Here is a 3,303-nt window from a genome sequence, read left to right on the forward strand (position 1 = left end):
GCCGCACCCGAGCCCACGGCCCCCGCGGCGGCGTCCGCGCCCGCGCCGGGTGGCGAGCAGTCGAGCGTCGACCGCCCCGCGGCCGGTGCCCCCGAGCGGACCGCCGAGCAGGAGCGGGCCGAGCACCGCGCCGAGGACACCGCCGAGCCCGCCGAGGGCGACGCCGAGTCCGGCCCGGGCACGACCGGCACCGAGACGAAGGAGTCGTGATGGCCGAGCAGACGACACCGGCGACCCCCACGGCGCTGACCCCCGTCCTCAGCGAGCGCTGGGACGCGGACCGGCCGTGGACCCTGGCGACCTACGAGGCGCACGGCGGCTGGGCCGGCCTGCGCAAGGCCCTGACGATGGATCCGGGCGACGTGGTCACCGCCGTCAAGGACTCCGGGCTGCGGGGTCGTGGCGGCGCCGGGTTCCCCACCGGCATGAAGTGGGGCTTCCTGCCCGCGCCGGACGGCGGCCCGCGCTACCTCGTGGTCAACGCGGACGAGTCCGAGCCGGGCACCTGCAAGGACATCCCGCTGATGATGGCGGACCCGCAGGTGCTGATCGAGGGCGTGGCGATCACGTCGTACGCGATCGGCTGCCACCACGCGTTCATCTACCTGCGCGGCGAGGTCGTGCACGTCTACCGCCGCCTGCTGCGCGCGGTCGAGGAGGCGTACGCCGCCGGGCACCTGGGCAAGGACATCCACGGCAGCGGGTTCGACCTGGAGGTCACCGTGCACGCCGGGGCGGGCGCGTACATCTGCGGCGAGGAGACCGCGCTGCTCGACTCGCTCGAGGGGCGCCGCGGCCAGCCGCGCCTGAAGCCGCCGTTCCCGGCGGTCGCGGGCCTGTACGCCCGCCCGACCGTGGTCAACAACGTCGAGTCCGTGGCGTCCGTGCCGCGGATCCTCACCGACGGCGTCGACTGGTTCCGCACCATGGGCACCGACCGCTCGCCGGGCCACGGCCTGTTCAGCCTCTCCGGGCACGTCGCCCGGCCCGGGCAGTACGAGGCCCCGCTCGGCATCACCATGCGCGAGCTGCTGGAGATGGCGGGCGGCGTCCGCGAGGGCCACGAGCTGAAGTTCTGGACCCCGGGCGGTTCGTCCACGCCGATCTTCACCGCGCAGCACCTCGACGTCCCCCTCACGTACGAGGAGGTCGGCGCCGCGGGCTCGATGCTCGGCACGCGCGCGCTGCAGGTCTTCGACGACACCGTGTCGGTGGTCAAGGCCGTGTCCCGGTGGACGCAGTTCTACAAGCACGAGTCCTGCGGCAAGTGCACGCCCTGCCGCGAGGGCACGTTCTGGCTGGCGCAGGTGCTCGGGCGCCTGGAGGCCGGGCAGGGCACGTCGGGCGACATCGACCTGCTGCTCGACCTGTGCGACAACATCCTCGGCAAGGCGTTCTGCGCCCTCGGCGACGGCGCCACCAGCCCGATCACCTCGGCCATCCAGTACTTCCGGGAGGAGTTCGAGGCGGGCACGCACACCGCCGCGGACGTGCTGTTCCCGCCGGAGAAGTCGGCCCTCTTCCCCTACACGCCCCGCCGCTCCGGCGCGGGCCAGCTCGCGGGAGCCCACGCATGACCGTCACCGCACCGAAGCCCGCCTCGTCGGGCGCGACGCCGCCCCCGGAGCCGAAGCCGGACGGCGTCACGTTCACCATCGACGGCATCGAGACCACCGTGCCGAAGGGCACCCTGGTGATCCGTGCCGCCGAGCAGCTCGGCATCCAGATCCCGCGGTTCTGCGACCACCCGCTGCTCGCCCCCGCGGGCGCCTGCCGCCAGTGCATGGTCGAGGTCTGGGCCCCGGGCCGCGACGGCAAGGTCGCGAAGATGCCCAAGCCGCAGGCCTCCTGCACGCTGACGGCGACGCCTGGCATGGACGTCCGCACGCAGCGCACCTCCGCCGAGGCGGACAAGGCGCAGCACGGCGTGATGGAGCTGCTGCTCATCAACCACCCGCTCGACTGCCCGGTGTGCGACAAGGGCGGCGAGTGCCCCCTGCAGAACCAGGCGATGTCCAACGGCCGGGGCGCGACCCGGTTCGTGGACGTGAAGCGGACCTTCCCGAAGCCGCTGGCGGTGTCGACGGAGATCCTGCTCGACCGGGAGCGCTGCATCCTGTGCCAGCGCTGCACCCGGTTCTCGCGGGAGATCGCGGGCGACCCGTTCATCGACCTGCAGAAGCGCGGGGCGATGCAGCAGATCGGGCGGTTCGACGCGGACGTGCTGGGCTTCGACGGGGCGGATCTCGACGGCGGGGACGCCGCGTCGGGGACGATCCCCGCGGACGGCTCCGTCTTCCTCGGCGCCGACATCCCCGTCGGCCACGCCGAGGACGACGAGTCCGGCAGCCCCTTCGCCTCGTACTTCTCCGGCAACACCGTGCAGATCTGCCCGGTCGGCGCGCTGACCGGCGCGGCCTACCGGTTCCGCGCCCGCCCGTTCGACCTGGTGTCGACCCCGGGCGTCGCGGAGCACGACTCGTCGGGTGCCGCGATCCGCGTCGACCACCGCCGCGGCGTCGTGCTGCGCCGCCTGGCCGGCGAGGACGCCGAGGTCAACGAGGAGTGGATCACCGACAAGGACCGGTTCGCCTTCACCTGGCAGGCCGCGTCCGACCGGATCACCACCCCGCTGGTCCGCGACGTCGCCGAGGACGGCACCCGCGGCGAGCTGCACCCCGCCTCCTGGGTCGAGGCCCTGGAGGTCGCGGCGCACGGCCTGGCGCAGGCGCGCGACGCCGGCGGCGTGGGCGTGCTGCCCGGCGGCCGCCTGACCGTCGAGGACGCCTACGCGTACGGCAAGTTCGCCCGCGTGGTGCTCGGCACCAACGACGTCGACCTGCGCGCCCGGCCGCACTCGGACGAGGAGCTCGCGTTCCTCGGCCACGCGGTCGCGGGCACCGGGCTCGGCGTGACGTTCTCCGACCTCGAGGCCGCCCCGGCGGTCCTGCTCGTCGGCCTGGAGGCCGAGGAGGAGGCCGGGGTCGTGTTCCTGCGGCTCCGCAAGGGCGTCGTCGCGGGCCGCACCCGGGTGCTGTCCGTGGCGCCGTACGCGAGCCGCGGAGTCGAGCGCCTGGACGGCACGCTGCTGCGGGCCGCACCGGGCACCGAGCCCGAGGTCCTGGACGCCATCGGCGCCCGGTCCGCCGACGCGGCCCTGACCGACGCCGGGACGGCGCTCGCGGCCGAGGGCGCGCTCGTGCTGGTCGGCGAGCGGCTGGCCACCGTGCCCGGCGCCCTGTCCGCTGCGCTGCGGCTGGCGGAGCGCACCGGCGCCCGGCTCGCCTGGATCCCGCGGCGCGC

Annotated in this window: 2 protein-coding genes and 1 pseudogene; all 3 read left to right on the forward strand. The window is 74.8% G+C overall.

The genetic code is table 11. From position 1 onward, the window contains the following. Positions 1–210 (forward strand): annotated as a pseudogene (locus tag EBM89_RS21610) (hypothetical protein); the annotation flags it as partial. After that, positions 210–1,577, forward strand: a complete 1,368-nt coding sequence (gene nuoF / locus EBM89_RS20050; protein ID WP_122151340.1) for an NADH-quinone oxidoreductase subunit NuoF — start codon at positions 210–212, stop codon at positions 1,575–1,577. The pseudogene EBM89_RS21610 and the gene nuoF, both read left to right, overlap by 1 nt. Beyond that, the coding region (locus tag EBM89_RS20055) for an NADH-quinone oxidoreductase subunit G (protein WP_122151341.1) at positions 1,574–3,303 on the forward strand (1,730 nt) is incomplete at its 3' end. The genes nuoF and EBM89_RS20055, both read left to right, overlap by 4 nt.

The organism is Cellulomonas triticagri, assembly GCF_003696205.1.
GTDB classification, from domain to species: domain Bacteria; phylum Actinomycetota; class Actinomycetes; order Actinomycetales; family Cellulomonadaceae; genus Cellulomonas; species Cellulomonas triticagri.